Genomic DNA, 14,897 nt, shown 5'->3' with positions numbered 1-14,897 from the left:
TTAGTGTAAAATAATTGTTGGACAAATAAACAAAAAAATATAGAGAATAATCCTCAATTTGATATAATGTAATCGTCGAAATCACAAAAAAGGAGGATATTCTCTATGAATAATATTATACAATTAATAGCAGGAAAAGTTAAGGGTGAAATTGAAGAAAATATAATAAGAGTTCTTGAAGGCGAAGGAAACCTCGATGATATTGTAGATTCAGTTGGAGAAATGGTTAATGATATTGGTATTAAAACTATTCAAGCAATAATTAGTGAATTAAATAGTATTATTAAAAAATCTCCTGAAAGAAGTGGAAAATACCATGTTCATAAAGGAAAAGTTGAAAGAACTTTAATTACTAAATTTGGTGAATTAGAATTTGAAAGGGCATATTATAAAAATATAAATGAAAATAATTATGTATATATTTTAGATGAATTATTGGGGATAGAGAAATACGAAAGAGTTGAGGGGAATTTAAAGGGAGATATTTTAGATAAATCTACTGATGTAAGTTACAAAAAAGCAGCAGAATTATCTACACCTGTGGATATTAGTAGAGAAACAGTAAAGAAAATCATAAGGGAAAATGGAGCAATAGGTAATCTAGAACTTGATATAGGGAAGAAAAGAAAGGTAAATACAATCTACATAGAAGCAGATGAAGACCACGTTCCATTACAAAATGGAAAGAATAAAGAAATGAAATTAATCTATGTTTATGACAATAAAACAAAAATAAATAAGGGAAGAACAAAACTTGAAAATGTAAGGTATTTTACTGGAGAGATGAATCCTGAAGATCTGTGGACAGAGGTCGCAACATATCTAGATGAAGCCTATGATTTAGATTTAGTAGAAGATATATTTATAGCAGGAGATGGTGCTAATTGGATTAAAAGTGGTCTTGAAATAATTAATGGCAGTAAATATGTGCTTGATCATTATCATCTTAGTAAATATGTAAAAATAATAACTGCTCACCTTGATAGCCTTGAAAATCCAATATATATCGATGAACCATTATGGAATTATATGAAAGCTGGAAATAAAAAATGTACAATGGAAATTATAAATTTTGCAATAGAAGAAACACCAATAAAAAGCAAGAGAGAAAGCATGAAAAGAGCCAAAAGATATATATCAAATAATTGGGAAGGCATTAAAAATTTATTTGGAGAAAAGAAATATAGATGCAGTGCAGAGGGGCATATAAGTCATATATTGTCATCTAGATTAAGTTCAAGACCTATGGGATGGAGTGTAATTGGAGCAGATGAAATGGCACGAATGAGGGTATACAAAGCTAATGGCGGAAGTATAAAGGAATATTATAGGAATACCAGATCTGAAAGAAAAAGAGAAAAAAGAATTTTAGAATTAGATGAAAAAATGATAAATAACGTAAAAAGGACATATAACAATATGGATCCAGATATAATGATAGATATGCCATATATATCAAGAACAGATGGCAGGTGGCTTAAAGGTATGCTTAAAGCCTCATATTTTTAATAACTAACATACTTTAAAATAATATATAAATTTGCCTATCCATTTAGGTTTATTAAGCTTATTTAAAATATAAATTATAGATCGTTACATTGTATAAATACAGGATTAGTATTCTAATATTATTTACAAAATTATTTTTTAATTGTTTTCCAACAATTACTTGACACTATCAAAATTAAAAAAGTTATTGACAAATGACAAAAAACTTGGTATATTAAGATAGCTGTCAGAAGCAAGTTGTAAAAAATGAAAAATTAAAAACAAAAACTTCTTGACAACATAAATAAAATTTGTTATATTATAAAAGTCGGCTCTAAAAGGCGTCGACAACAAATGAACCTAGACAACTAAACAGTGTGAAGTACTTTGAGTAAGAAATATTTTAACAGGCAAACTTTTCAAATGAGAGTTTGATCCTGGCTCAGGACGAACGCTGGCGGCGTGCCTAACACATGCAAGTCGAGCGAAGAATTTATCATGAAGTCTTCGGGTGGAATGATAAACTTCTTAGCGGCGGATGGGTGAGTAACGCGTGAGGAACCTGCCTTCCACAAGGGGATAGCCTCGGGAAACCGGGATTAATACCCTATGAAACTTAGNTTCTTAAAGGATAAAGAATACTTTAAAACTAAAATATATCTAACTATACCAAAAAAGATGAGAAGGGAAGTTAAGGAAGTATCTCTAGAGATTGATAGGGTTTTGAGCCAATTTATTAGGGGAAGGTTAATATTGGCCATCTATGTGGGGATAGCAACTACTATTCTGTTGATGATCCTAGGAATTGATTTTGCCATAGTTATTGGAATTATAACAGGAGTGGCTGATATAATTCCCTATTTTGGTCCCTTCCTAGGATTTTTGCCAGCTGTATTTTTTGCATTATTAAATAGTCCTATTAAGGCTTTATGGGTTGCAGTGTTATTCGTTGGAATACAATGGATAGAGAATAATGTTTTGGCACCTAAAATTATAGGTGAAACTACAGGTATCCATCCTATTACCATATTATTAGCCTTGATAATAGGTGGCGGATTATTTGGGGTTATGGGGATGATATTTTCTATTCCAGCAGTGGCTGTATTTAAAATATTATTTGGGTTTTTTATAGAGAAGATAAGGATAAGAAACGGGTAGATTAGCTAGATTATAATCTTTATTATGTTTGACAAAAATTTAAGTTTAAATTATAATCCAAATATAGGCATGAACGTGAATTCTCGTCCCTTTGATGAGGGGCGAATTTTTTTAAAATATCAAGTGAGGTGTACAACTGATGAAAAATATGGGTTTACATGAAATAAGAAAAGAATTTTTAAATTTTTTTGAGGAAAAGGGCCATTTAATATTGCCAAGCTTTTCTCTAGTGCCTAAAAATGATAAGAGCTTATTATTGATAAATGCTGGTATGGCCCCTTTAAAACCTTATTTTACTGGGGAAAAAACTCCTCCAAATAATAGAGTTGTTACTTGTCAAAAATGCATTAGGACTGCAGATATAGAAAATGTAGGGAAGACGGACAGACATGCTACTTTTTTTGAAATGTTAGGTAATTTTTCCTTCGGTGATTATTTCAAAAAAGAAGCAATAGAATGGGCTTGGGAGTTTTTAACTGAAAAAATGGGAATTCCAGAAGGGGATCTTTGGGCATCGGTATATTTAGATGATGATGAAGCTTATGAGATATGGAATAAAGTTATAGGGTTAGATGAATCGAAAATAGTTCGTTTAGGTAAAGAAGATAATTTTTGGGAATTAGAAATAGGGCCCTGTGGTCCTTGTTCGGAAATCTATGTGGATAGAGGAGAAAAATACGGTTGTGGAGAAGCAAATTGTCAACCTGGTTGTGAATGTGATAGATTTATTGAGGTATGGAATCTAGTATTTACACAATTTGATAAGGATGAATCAGGCGCATATCATCCATTAGAGCACCCAAATATTGATACTGGAATGGGACTTGAAAGAATTGCTGCAGTAATGGAAAAGGCAGACAATATTTTTGAGGTTGGTGAAGTGAAAAAAATACTTAATCAAGTAGAAAAGGTGTCAGGAAAAAAATATGGTGCAGATCCTACGACGGATGTATCAATAAGGGTTATTACCGATCATGCTAGGGCTATTACCTTTCTCGTATCCGATGGAGTATTACCAAGTAATGAGGGTAGAGGCTATGTATTAAGGAGACTAATAAGAAGGGCAGCAAGGCATGGCAAACTGCTGGGAATTGAGGAAGCTTTTTTGAACAGTGTAGTAGAAAAGGTTATAGAGTCTTGGAAGGTAGAATATGGGGAGCTAAAAGAAAGGGAAGGTCAAATTAAGAAAGTTATCAAAGCTGAGGAAGAAAAATTTCAAGAGACCATCCATCAAGGAATTCATATATTAGAAGATTATATTGAGGAAATGTTAGAACAAGATGAAAAACGTTTAAGTGGGGAAAAAGCCTTTAAATTATATGATACCTATGGTTTTCCTTTAGACTTAACTATGGAAATACTGGAGGAAAAGGGATTATTTGTAGATGAAGATGGCTTTAATAGATACATGGAAGAGCAAAGGAAAAGGGCTAGAAGGGCTAGAGAAGAGTTTTCAGATTCTGGCTGGAAAAATGGAAGTTCTTTTGAAGAAATCGAAGGTTATGATACCATATTTAAAGGTTATGATACTATGTCCCTAGAAACGGAAGTAGCAGGAATATTCATAGATGGCAATATGGTAAATAGTATAGGAGAAGGGGATGAGGGTATATTAATATTAAAGAAAACTCCATTTTATGCTGAAAGTGGGGGACAGGTTGGAGATATTGGGTATATAGAGGGGAAAGGATTTAAAGGAAAGGTTATTGATACCAAATATACGAAAGATGATACTATAATCCATTTTGTTGAAGTGGAAGAAGGAGATCTTAATTTAGGGGATGAAGTATTAGCGTCTATCGATATAGATAATAGAAGGGACATAATGAGAAATCACTCAGCAACCCACTTACTCCATAAAGCCTTAAAGGATGTGTTAGGTGAACATGTGAACCAAGCTGGTTCAATAGTATTACCAAATAGATTAAGATTTGATTTTACCCATTATGAAGGGGTAGGAGAAGAAGAACTTAGACAAATAGAAAAAATAGTAAATGAAAAAATCCTTGACTCATTAGAAGTTGAAACTATTGAAATGTCCTTAAAAGAGTCAGAGGAAATGGGTGTAATAGGATTATTTGAAGATAAATATAAAGAATTAGTTAGGGTTGTTCAAATGGGAGACTATTCAAAGGAATTATGTGGAGGTACCCATGTAAATAATACAAACAGTATTGGACTATTTAAAATAATCAGTGAATCCAGTATTGCTTCTGGGGTTAGGAGGATTGAGGCAATAACAGGCAGGGCTGTTTATGAATATTTGGAAGAACTAGAAAAAGATATTGATAATATAGCGAAAATCATTAAAACCAATAGAAAGGATCTTATTGGAAAAATAGAGAATATAACTGAAGAATTGAAAGAAAAAGAAAGACAAATAGATTCTTTAAAGTTTAAAATGGCCTCATCTGCTGTAGACGAAATATTGAATTCTAAACAAGAAATCAATGGCATAAATATTGTTACCTATAAAGTAGATAATATGGATATGAATAATTTAAGAAATCTAGGTGATGAAATAAAGAGTTCTTTAGATACTGGCGTTATTGTTTTAGCTAGTGTAGATAGTGGAAAACTTTTCTTTGTTTCAATGGTAACCAAGGATTTAGTCCAAAAGGGTATCCATGCAGGGAATATTATAAAAGAAGTGGCAAGCTTTACCGGTGGTGGTGGCGGTGGCCGACCAGATATGGCGCAAGCAGGAGGAAAGGATATATCTAAGGTGGAAGAAGCTTTAAATATAGTCCCGTCAATTGTTGAAAAACAAGTAAAATAAATATTAGCCATTTATGGCTAATATTTATTTTCGTACTGTATATTATATAAATGATATGATATAAATATTATAGGGGGTGTTATAATGAATAATAACTTTAATAGGACTATGAAATTTGAATCACCTAAAGAAAATGTAAATGAAGCTAGAAAAATCATTTTAACCGTCTATAATGCATTAAAAGAAAAGGGTTACGATCCTATTAATCAAATAATAGGGTATATCTTATCGGGAGATCCAACCTATATTACAAGTCATAATGATGCTAGAAGTTTAATTAGAAAAATTGAACGGGATGAACTTTTAGAAGAAATACTGGGTAATTATTTAGAAGAAAAAGAGGTTTAGGAGAGAATCTTAAGTGAGAAGAACTAATAGAATTGTGACACTACTTATAATTTTATTATTGCTATTTTCTTATGAAGAATTTAGCTATTGTAATGACAATTTTAATATTGATACTAATGTATATATTGTAGTTGTTAACAAATTGACCCTTTCAGATATAGAAAAAATGCCGAATTTGAAGGGTTTAATGTATGATGGTAGTTTTGGTTTGATGAATGTGCGTGGTATTAGTGGTTATAGAGGCGCAGATAGTTTTATTACCATCAATGCTTCAAATAAAGCTTTTGCTAATAATGAAAGTAGTCAATTTCACAATATGGATAGTCGGTTTAAGAAAATCTATGAAAATAGAGTAAGTGTATTAGATAAAGATTATAAGGTAGGAAATATTCAGACAGGCAGGTTATACAATCAAAATGAAAACAATAAATATTCTCCATATTTAGGAGCATTAGGTCAGGTTTTGCATAATGGAGGGCTTAAAACGGCTGTTTTTGGTAATAGCGATATAGATGAAGAGTTGATAAGGACTTCAGCTTTAATACCTATGGATTCAAAAGGACTTATTGATTATGGTAATATAGATAATATTCTTATTGAGGATGGTAGTTATCCTTACGGTTTTAGGACAGACTATGATAAAATATTGAACGAAATATTTCATATTAAATCTAAGGCATCTTTAATAGTAGTGGATACAGGAGATTTGAGCAGGCTTAATAGCTATAGCAACTTTTTATCGAAAGATGGGTTTCATGAAAAAAGGAATACAGTTTTAGAAGGTATAGATGTTTTTATTGGTAATTTACTAAATATTATTGATAAAGATAAATCTTTGCTAATGGTTTTGAGTCCAAATAGTGGAGAGGAAAGAATTGATGGCAATAGATTAGCGCCAATCTTTTTATGGGGTAAAGGCGTTGAACCGGGTGTACCCATTTCTTCTACCACTAATAGACCTGGTATTATCTCTAACTTGGATATATCTCCAACCATTGTAAACTTTTTCAATCTTACAGCGGAGAATATGTCTGGTAGCATAATTAAGCATATAGAAAAGGAAGATGCCTTTAGTTATATAAGTTCTATTAATGGACGTATTAACCTTATGTCCAAAATAAGGTCTAAGACTTTACTAACTTATGGAACTATTAGTATCATTGCAGTGTTAATAATACTAATTATGTTAATATTTAAGATTAAGCTTAATAATAGGATTGGTGAATGGCTTAAAACAATTTTATTGGTATTGTTTAGCCTTCCTGTAATATTAATTATAAGTTCACTATTTTATATAGATAATCTGTTAAAATTTGTTATAAGCTTAATACTTTTGTTAGGCTTATTTGCCTATACCTTTAAAAGATTTAATAGTAATAAAATGATATATATTATTACTTATTCTTATTTCATTTTAATCGTTTTGGATATATTATTTAACGGGTATATTACTAAATTTTCTATTATGAGTCACGATCCTATTATTGGAGCCAGATATTTTGGTATAGGAAACGAAATGGTCGGCTTGTTTTTAACTGCATCAACTTTAACTGCAGGTTTATTATATGAAAAATGTGAAAATAAGATTGTATCTATTTTAGCTCTATTTATATCCATAGCTTTAGTTGGTCATCCTAAACTAGGGGCTAATGTGGGGGGGACAATTGCATTATTATCTGCTAGTTTATATTTTGTTTTAGAATTAATGAATAAACAGTTAAATTATAAAAGTATAATTTTAGGTCTAGTTTTAGTAAGTTTAGCAATTACTATTTTCGGTTATATAGATATAAAATTAAACCCTACACCAACCCACTTAGGGGGTACGCTACTATCCATTAAGGATAAGGGTATAAGTATAATAAAAAATATTATAGATAGAAAATTGTTAATGAATATCAGATTGGTTGGTATATCTAGTTGGACGAAAGTGACAATTATAAACCTATTTGTTCAAGTAATAATTTCATATATATTTGAATTTAGGATTAACAGAATGATGAATAGTGGTCTAGGAAAAGGCTACTTATCATGTATAATTGGTAGTATAGTAGGATTTCTTCTAAATGACTCTGGCTTAATACTATCTGCAATATCAATTAATTTGATAACAATATTTTTGCTTTTTATCATTATAAATGCTGAGGAAATGACTATAGAATAGGAAGTGGACATAAATTGAATAGAGTAAAATTAGGTAATACCGATATAGAAGTTTCAAGACTATGTTTCGGGTCTTTAACTATGACCCCATTTCAGGCGAATCTATCCATAAAAGAAGGAGCTTATCTTATTAAATATGCTTATTCTAAAGGAATTAATTTTATTGACACTGCTGAAATATATGAAAATTATAATTATATAAAAGAAGCCCTAAAGGGGATAAATAGAGAGGATTATGTTATCGCTACTAAATGTTATGCATATACTAAAGATATGGCAAAAGAGAGTCTTGAATTGGCTTTAAAAGAATTGGGAACTGATTATATTGATATTTTTATGCTTCATGAACAGGAGAGCATCCATACTCTAAGGGGGCATCAAGGGGCAATAGAATATTTTTTAGAAGCGAAAAAATTGGGTAAAATAAGGGCAATAGGTATTTCAACTCATAGAGTAGAAGGGGTTTTAGGAGGATTAATCTGTGACCATATTGATATAATACATCCTATTGTTAACAAAGAAGGAATAGGTATACAGGATGGTAATGTTGAGAATATGTTATCAGTTATAAAGGAAGCTAATGAAAAGGGAAAGGGTATATACAGCATGAAGCCTTTAGGAGGAGGCCATTTAATTCCTAAAGCTCAAGAAGCCTTTAATTTCGTAAGAAACATTCCTTATATTAATTCTGTAGCTATAGGAATGCAATCCAAGGAAGAAATAGATTCCAATATCAATTTGATGGAAACAGGACTAGTGCCGGATAGTTTAAAAAACAGTTTAATGAGTAAAAAGAGAAGACTAATAGTTGCTGATTATTGTTTGGGATGTGGTAATTGCGTAAACACCTGCAAACATCATGGGATTGAAATCATTGAGGGTAGAGCGGTACCTAATGAAAATTGTATACTTTGCAGCTATTGTGCAAGAAACTGTCCTGAATTTTGTATAAAGATAATATAAAGGTGAAAAATATGAAGAGAATAATGGGATTAGATGTTGGCGATAAGACTATTGGTGTTGCCGTAAGTGATCCTTTATTACTTACAGCTCAAGGGCTTAAAACTATTGCTAGGGAAAGTAATAAAAAGGATATAAAAAAGATCCAGGATATAATAGAAGAATATAATATATCTAAAATAGTGGTAGGTCTTCCTAAAAATATGAATAATACCTTAGGGTCTCAAGGTGAAAAGGTATTGGATTTTGTTGAAAAACTTAAGAGGAAGATAAATATAGAAATCATATTGGAGGATGAACGGTTGACTACTGTTTCTGCAGAAAGGATATTATTAGAAGGAGATGTAAGTAGGAAAGACCGTAAAAAAATTATTGATAAAGTTGCTGCTAGCTATATTTTGCAGAATTATTTAGATAGAAGATAAGAGGTGAAAAGATGAATGAAAAAATAGTTTTATTAGACGAAATGGGAAACAAAGTAGAGTTCCAAGTCTTAGCCACTTTTGGTTTAGATGATTTTGAGTATGCTGCTTTGTTGCCGGTAGATGATATGGAGTCCTTGACCTATTTATTGAGAATTGAATATGATGATGAAGGAGAACCAATCCTAGTAGGTATCGACGACGATGAAGAATTAAAGGATGTCATTGAAACCTTTGAGGAGATACAAAAAGAAAAATTACAATAAATTCTATACTTGACAAGTGGAACCTATACTAGTATTCTATAATATAGGATTATAAGCGGGTGAAAAAATGGATATTAATATGGAAGAAATGAAGGAAAGGTTTAAAGAAGAGGGCTATAAGTTAACTACCCAAAGACGGGCTATTTTGGATGCAATAATAGAGAATCATGAGAAACATTTAAATCCAGAAGAGGTTTATGATATTGTTAAGGTTAAATATCCGGAGATCGGAATAGCTACGGTATATAGAACCTTACAATTGTTAGAAAAATTAAATATTATCTATAGGGTTAATTTTGATGATGGATATAATAGATATGAATTAAACTATGATTCGGATAGTCATCACCATCATCATTTAATATGCCTGAAATGTGGAAAGGTAATGGAAGTTAAATTAGATCTATTGGAAAATTTAGAAAATGAAATTGAAATAGAGAATAATTTTAGAATTGTTGACCATAATGTAAAGTTTTTTGGGTACTGTGCCGATTGCCAATAATGAATCCCATTTTGGGATTCATTTTTTTAGGAAAAAATTACAATAATCCTATAGTTATTATGCAAAGAGAATTGGAGAAATTAATATAAAGGAGATGATAAAGTGGCGAAAAAAACAAATAAATTAAAAATTATTCCATTAGGTGGCCTGGGAGAAATTGGTAAGAATATTACCGTTTTTGAATATAAAGATGATATTATTGTAGTCGATTGTGGCTTAACCTTTCCTGAGGATGAGATGTTGGGAATTGATGTGGTGATACCTGATATAACTTATCTTATAAAAAACAAAGAAAAAATTAGAGGGATTATATTAACCCATGGGCATGAGGATCATATTGGAGGATTACCATATGCTCTTGCAAAATTGGATTTACCCGTTTATGGAACAAAATTAACCTTGGGTCTGGTGGAAAATAAATTAAAGGAACATAGATTAGACAAGGTTAATTTAATCGAGATAAAAGCTAGTGATAAGATTAAACTGGGTTGTTTTACAGTTGAAATAATAAAAACTAGCCATAGCATACCAGATAGTGTTGCATTAGCAATAAATACACCTGTGGGTATTGTAGTTCACACTGGAGATTTCAAAATTGATTATACACCTATAAACGACAATTTAATCGATTTACACAAGTTCGCAGAAATTGGAAGCAAAGGAGTATTAGTTCTATTAGCTGATAGTACGAATGTTGAAAGACCAGGATATACTATGTCGGAGAAGACCGTAGGAGATACTTTTAATGATATTTTTCTAAAAGCGCCGGCAAGAATTATTGTTGCAACTTTTGCTTCCAATGTGCACAGGGTACAACAAGTTATTGATGCAGCGGAGCTATATAATAGGAAAGTAATAGTTTCAGGCAGGAGTATGGTAAATACCATTAATGTGGCATATGATTTAGGCTATTTAAGGATTAAAGAAGGGACTCTAATTGACATTAATGATATGCATAAATATCCTAATAATGAGATAGTAATACTAACTACAGGTAGCCAGGGAGAACCTATGTCTGCCTTATCTAGAATGGCTTTTTCAGAACATAGGAAGATAGAATTGGTACCTGAAGATTTGGTAGTTATTTCTGCTTCTCCTATTCCAGGAAATGAAAAAACCGTCTTCAGGGTGATCAATAAACTAATGGAGATTGGTGCCAAAGTTATTTATGAATCTTTGGCCGATGTTCATGTATCAGGCCATGCTTGTCAGGAAGAGTTAAAATTAATCCACACATTATTAAAGCCTAAGTTTTTCATACCGGTTCATGGAGAATATAGACATTTGAAAAGGCATGGAGAATTGGCTATGGAACTAGGCATGCCAAAAGAAAATATCTTCATTGCGAGCAACGGTTCAGTGATTGAATTTACCAAAAACTCTGGAGCAATAAATCAATATGTTCAATCTGGTAATATTTTAGTAGATGGTTTAGGAATTGGAGATGTTGGCAATATAGTGCTAAGAGATAGGAAGCATCTATCTGAAGACGGGCTAATCGTTGTAGTAGTAACTATGAGCAAACAGGAAGGTAAAGTAATAGCTGGACCAGATATAATATCTAGGGGTTTTGTTTACGTTAGAGAGTCAGAGGATTTAATGGAGGAAGCCAGAGAAGTAGTGAGGGATGTACTATTTGAATGTGAAAAGAGAAATATTACAGATTGGGCAACCTTAAAATCCAGTATAAGGGATGCTTTAAGAGGATTTTTATATGAAAAGATTAAGAGAAATCCAATGATATTACCAATAATCATGGAAGTTTAACTAATTTAATCCTAGTGTGTTCTTATGGAATATGCTAGGATTTTTTAGACTATTACTTGTTTAGTACCAATGAATAATGGTATAATATTTAATTAAATAATGGAGGTGGAATATGGGAATACGATTATTAATCTATTTAACTATAATTGCAATAGGCACTATATTAGGATATGAAGAAAAAATAAGCACAAATGTAGGCAAGAAGCTAAATCTAATTCAAAACATTTGTTTGTTCTTCCTGCTATTTATAATGGGTATTAGAATTGGGTTAGATGAAAAGGTAATAAAATCTCTTCTTTCTATAGGATATAGGGCTGGAATAATTGCCATATCTACTATTTTTTTCACGCTTTTGGTTATTAAAATTCTAACTAGATTTATTATTTTAAAGGAAGGAGAAAATAGATTTGAGCCTTAAAATATTATTATCCATTTTTGCAGGAATAGGTTTAGGGTATTTTTTCTTGCCATCAAATTTTTTACAATACACTGATATTGTTATAGATATTGGCTTATGTTTATTATTATTTTTTGTGGGAATAGATATTGGAAGACAAAAAGACATATTTTCTAATATTAAAACCATGGGTTTTAAAATATTGTTAGTTCCCTTTGGTATAATAGTAGGTGGTATATTAGGAGGAATTTTTGGTGGCATAGTACTTAGTATGCCCTTAAGTGAGGCGGGAGCAATTGGATCTGGGCTAGGCTGGTACACTCTTTCTTCTATGATGGTTGCAGGCTATTCCACTGAGCTCAGTGCATTAGCTTTTTTATCAAACGTCATAAGAGAAGTTATTGCATTAATTTTAGTACCTTTTGTTGCCAAGCATATAGGATATATAGAGAGTATATCAATTTGTGGTGCAACTGCAATGGATACAGCTTTACCTGTAATATCTAAATTTACCGACTCTCAAACCACTATTATTGCATTTATATCTGGATTAATATCCACTATCTCAGTACCTATTATATTACCAATAATATTGAGATTTTAGGAGGGGATAATATGAATAATGTTTATGATCAAGCCCATAAACTGGCTAGGGCAATAAAAACATCAGAAGAATATAAAACCTATATTGAAAATAAGAGGAAAGTCTATGCTGATAAAAATAATAAAAGAATGGTAGAAGATTTTAAAAAGAAAGCTCTTGAAATACAAATGGAAAAAATGTCTGGAAAAGAAATAAGTCAAGAAGAGATGGAGAAGATAAACAAATTAGAAGAGGTACTAATGTTAAATCCATCAATTAATGAATTCTTAAAGGCTGAATTAAGATTTTCCCAATTGGTTCAAGATATTAGTAAAATAATTGGGGATGCTATAGATATAGAGAAAGATTAAAGAACTTAGCTGAGGAGGTATATAGATGAATACGAAATATTTGACAAAAGCTAGCTTAATAGCAGGGATTTACCTAGTTTTAGTTTTAATACAGATTCCAATGGGGAATCTGACTTTTGGACCTATACAACTCAGAATAGCTGAAGGTTTGACATTGCTACCTTTGGTAGAAACAGCGGCAATACCAGGATTATTTGTTGGTTGTTTAGTAGCAAATTTTTTACTTACACCTTACTCAGCATTTGGTTTAATCGATATATTAGGAGGAAGTTTAGTTACTTTAATAGCAGCTTATTTAACCAGCAAGATGCCCAATAGGGTTTTAGGTGCATTACCGCCTATACTGTTAAATGGATTTATTGTATCCATATGGGTATCCTATTTCACCAATATTCCTTATTGGTATACAGTTCTAGGGATTAGTGTTGGAGAAACAGCATCAGTAGCCATCTTTGGGACGCTAATACTATCTGTATACAATAAAACTGTAAAACATTTGGAAAACCAATAGATATTGCTATTTAAACTTTATGTTAATTGTTGTAATTATTCCGTAAAAAATGTATAATAAAATAGATAAATATCTATTAAAAGGTGGAGATTTTGTGTTAGGAACAGCTAGGGGTAAGAAAAAAAAGAATAAAAATAAGCTTCTTATGTTTTTCCTATTAATAATTTTTTCTGTACTCCTAATAGGAAGATACTATAAAAATGGGCTTATGGCGGTTTCCGCTGAAAACCCTACTAATATAAATATTGAAATACCTAATGGCATTAGTTCTAAGAAAATTGCCACTATATTAAAAGAAGAGGGTTTAATTAAGAATGAATTCATTTTTAGAATAGCAGTTAAAAACAAGAAGGCAGAGGGCAATTTGAAAGCTGGAATCTATACATTAAATACAGGTATGAGCACTGATGAAATAATCTATGAATTGTCCAAAGGTGGAAAAAATGATAATGTTATCAAATTTACCATACCGGAAGGCTATGAAATACGCCAAATGGCTGATAAATTAGCTGAAGAAGGTATTGTGGATAAGAAGAGGTTTATAGAGTTAACCTCTGATAAAAAGTATTTTCAGGATAAATATCCTTTCTTAATGGAATTAGCAGATGGTCAAAGTTTAGAAGGCTTTTTATATCCATCTACTTATGAAATCTATATTGGTACTTCTGAAGAGGATATAATTAGCAAAATGATTTCCCAATTTGTTCAGGTATATGAAAGAGATATAGAATCAAGTACAGGAGATCTAGACCTATCATTAAATGAAATTGTTACTTTAGCTTCCATAATAGAAAGAGAGGCAAAACTCGACGAAGAAAGGGAACTTATATCAGCTGTATTCCATAATAGATTGAAGGAAAATATGCTTTTACAATCCTGTGCTACTGTTCAATATGTATTAGGTGAGAGGAAAGAAGTATTATCGGAAAAGGATATTCAGATAAAGTCCGACTTTAATACTTATATCCACCAAGGGTTACCCCCTGCACCTATAGCTTCACCAGGCAAGAAATCATTAATTGCAGCCCTAAATCCTGCTGAAGTGAATTATCTTTATTTTAGAACTAAAGATGATGGAACTGGAGCCCATACTTTCTCTAGAACTTATGAAGAACATTTAAAAGCAAATCCTAAAAAATGAGATTTGAATTTTAAATAAAATAATACGTGGTTATACCACGT

Annotated in this window: 15 protein-coding genes; all 15 read left to right on the top strand. The window is 31.4% G+C overall.

Features of this window, described 5'->3' with window-relative positions; translation table 11 throughout:
- Positions 1 to 105 precede the first annotated feature (105 nt).
- The 15 genes from CUL_RS17065 (at position 106) to mltG (ending at position 14,856) form a co-directional block, all read left to right on the top strand.
- On the top strand, positions 106 to 1,509 hold the full coding sequence (locus CUL_RS17065) for an ISLre2 family transposase (protein WP_025641252.1): 1,404 nt from the start codon (positions 106 to 108) through the stop codon (positions 1,507 to 1,509).
- Positions 1,510 to 2,097: 588 nt separating this feature from the next.
- Positions 2,098 to 2,646 (top strand): AI-2E family transporter, encoded by a 549-nt coding sequence (locus CUL_RS0108985; protein ID WP_025641250.1) that lies wholly within the window; start codon positions 2,098 to 2,100, stop codon positions 2,644 to 2,646.
- A gap of 139 nt (positions 2,647 to 2,785) precedes the next feature.
- Positions 2,786 to 5,425 carry an alanine--tRNA ligase gene (gene alaS / locus CUL_RS0108980; RefSeq protein WP_025641248.1) on the top strand — a complete coding sequence of 880 codons (2,640 nt, stop codon included), beginning with the start codon at positions 2,786 to 2,788 and terminating at the stop codon, positions 5,423 to 5,425.
- Between the two features lie 84 nt (positions 5,426 to 5,509).
- Complete coding sequence (locus tag CUL_RS0108975) at positions 5,510 to 5,773, top strand: IreB family regulatory phosphoprotein (protein ID WP_005587899.1); 264 nt, start codon at positions 5,510 to 5,512, stop codon at positions 5,771 to 5,773.
- 13 nt (positions 5,774 to 5,786) lie between these two features.
- Positions 5,787 to 7,937, top strand: coding sequence for a hypothetical protein (locus CUL_RS0108970; RefSeq protein WP_005587898.1), 2,151 nt, complete (start codon positions 5,787 to 5,789; stop codon positions 7,935 to 7,937).
- Between the two features lie 14 nt (positions 7,938 to 7,951).
- Positions 7,952 to 8,899, top strand: coding sequence for an aldo/keto reductase (locus CUL_RS0108965; protein WP_005587897.1), 948 nt, complete (start codon positions 7,952 to 7,954; stop codon positions 8,897 to 8,899).
- An 11-nt stretch (positions 8,900 to 8,910) separates the two neighbouring features.
- Complete coding sequence (ruvX, locus tag CUL_RS0108960) at positions 8,911 to 9,321, top strand: Holliday junction resolvase RuvX (protein ID WP_005587896.1); 411 nt, start codon at positions 8,911 to 8,913, stop codon at positions 9,319 to 9,321.
- A gap of 11 nt (positions 9,322 to 9,332) precedes the next feature.
- On the top strand, positions 9,333 to 9,584 hold the full coding sequence (locus CUL_RS0108955) for a DUF1292 domain-containing protein (RefSeq protein ID WP_005587895.1): 252 nt from the start codon (positions 9,333 to 9,335) through the stop codon (positions 9,582 to 9,584).
- A gap of 67 nt (positions 9,585 to 9,651) precedes the next feature.
- Positions 9,652 to 10,086 carry a Fur family transcriptional regulator gene (locus CUL_RS0108950; protein ID WP_005587894.1) on the top strand — a complete coding sequence of 145 codons (435 nt, stop codon included), beginning with the start codon at positions 9,652 to 9,654 and terminating at the stop codon, positions 10,084 to 10,086.
- 102 nt (positions 10,087 to 10,188) lie between these two features.
- Positions 10,189 to 11,853, top strand: coding sequence for a ribonuclease J (locus CUL_RS0108945; protein WP_025641243.1), 1,665 nt, complete (start codon positions 10,189 to 10,191; stop codon positions 11,851 to 11,853).
- A 112-nt stretch (positions 11,854 to 11,965) separates the two neighbouring features.
- The gene (locus CUL_RS0108940; protein ID WP_025641241.1) at positions 11,966 to 12,271 is read left to right on the top strand and encodes a LysO family transporter; all 306 of its coding nucleotides are present in this window, start codon (positions 11,966 to 11,968) and stop codon (positions 12,269 to 12,271) included.
- Complete coding sequence (locus CUL_RS0108935; RefSeq protein WP_025641239.1) at positions 12,261 to 12,854, top strand: LysO family transporter; 594 nt, start codon at positions 12,261 to 12,263, stop codon at positions 12,852 to 12,854. The genes CUL_RS0108940 and CUL_RS0108935 overlap by 11 nt, the downstream gene beginning before the upstream one ends.
- Before the next feature lie 11 nt (positions 12,855 to 12,865).
- Positions 12,866 to 13,204 carry a YlbF/YmcA family competence regulator gene (locus tag CUL_RS0108930; protein WP_025641236.1) on the top strand — a complete coding sequence of 113 codons (339 nt, stop codon included), beginning with the start codon at positions 12,866 to 12,868 and terminating at the stop codon, positions 13,202 to 13,204.
- Positions 13,205 to 13,229: 25 nt separating this feature from the next.
- The gene (locus CUL_RS0108925; protein WP_025641235.1) at positions 13,230 to 13,715 is read left to right on the top strand and encodes a QueT transporter family protein; all 486 of its coding nucleotides are present in this window, start codon (positions 13,230 to 13,232) and stop codon (positions 13,713 to 13,715) included.
- Positions 13,716 to 13,809: 94 nt separating this feature from the next.
- Positions 13,810 to 14,856: an endolytic transglycosylase MltG gene (gene mltG, locus CUL_RS0108920; RefSeq protein WP_025641233.1), complete on the top strand. Its 1,047-nt coding sequence runs from the start codon at positions 13,810 to 13,812 to the stop codon at positions 14,854 to 14,856.
- The last annotated feature ends 41 nt before the right edge of the window (positions 14,857 to 14,897 follow it).

Source organism: [Clostridium] ultunense DSM 10521, from assembly GCF_000511955.1.
Classification (GTDB): domain Bacteria; phylum Bacillota; class Clostridia; order Tissierellales; family Tepidimicrobiaceae; genus Schnuerera; species Schnuerera ultunensis.
This window is presented reverse-complemented; position numbering and strand designations above follow the sequence as displayed.

Coding starts and splice junctions, on each gene's coding strand:
- CUL_RS0108930 (WP_025641236.1), top strand. CDS start 12,866: ATGAATAATGTTTATGATCAAGCCCATAAACTGGCTAGGGCAATAAAA.
- CUL_RS0108940 (WP_025641241.1), top strand. CDS start 11,966: ATGGGAATACGATTATTAATCTATTTAACTATAATTGCAATAGGCACT.
- CUL_RS17065 (WP_025641252.1), top strand. CDS start 106: ATGAATAATATTATACAATTAATAGCAGGAAAAGTTAAGGGTGAAATT.
- CUL_RS0108955 (WP_005587895.1), top strand. CDS start 9,333: ATGAATGAAAAAATAGTTTTATTAGACGAAATGGGAAACAAAGTAGAG.
- ruvX (WP_005587896.1), top strand. CDS start 8,911: ATGAAGAGAATAATGGGATTAGATGTTGGCGATAAGACTATTGGTGTT.
- CUL_RS0108950 (WP_005587894.1), top strand. CDS start 9,652: ATGGATATTAATATGGAAGAAATGAAGGAAAGGTTTAAAGAAGAGGGC.
- CUL_RS0108975 (WP_005587899.1), top strand. CDS start 5,510: ATGAATAATAACTTTAATAGGACTATGAAATTTGAATCACCTAAAGAA.
- alaS (WP_025641248.1), top strand. CDS start 2,786: ATGAAAAATATGGGTTTACATGAAATAAGAAAAGAATTTTTAAATTTT.
- CUL_RS0108925 (WP_025641235.1), top strand. CDS start 13,230: ATGAATACGAAATATTTGACAAAAGCTAGCTTAATAGCAGGGATTTAC.